At 58.5% G+C, this 354-nt stretch carries 1 protein-coding gene; it reads left to right on the top strand.

What is annotated here, in order from left to right; translation table 11 throughout:
- Positions 1 to 69 precede the first annotated feature (69 nt).
- Positions 70 to 354, top strand: a 285-nt coding sequence (locus tag AC1U89_RS25085) for a hypothetical protein (RefSeq protein WP_479902321.1), incomplete at its 3' end; no start/stop codon positions are given.

Here is a 354-nt window from a genome sequence, read left to right as displayed (position 1 = left end):
GGTAAGAACAGTCTCCGCGATGTAACATCGCTTCTTCTTACTCACGATATCGAACCGGCCGTAGACATCGTGCTGACCGGAACGTCGGGTCAGTTCACGGCGGCAGATCCTGCTGTGCACTTCCTTAGCGGCCGGGCAGGTCTGGTGAGCGAGAAGCCCATCGAGGCCAACGACATCAATACGTTCTCCCAGGTATGCGACTCCAATATTTCGTCAGCCAGCGATGATGCCATCAAGTGCATCTACCTGCGACGCCGGTTCGAGGTGCACGGTTCCCGCGGCGGTGAGTACGACCTCCTGTCGAGCCTGCTTCATCTGCGGGAGGTCCCGACACAAAAGACGGGAACCCAGCAG

The organism is Caulobacter sp. 05T431, from assembly GCF_056665975.1.
The sequence above is the reverse complement of the archived record's forward strand: the minus strand, read 5'-3'. Positions and strand labels throughout refer to the sequence as shown.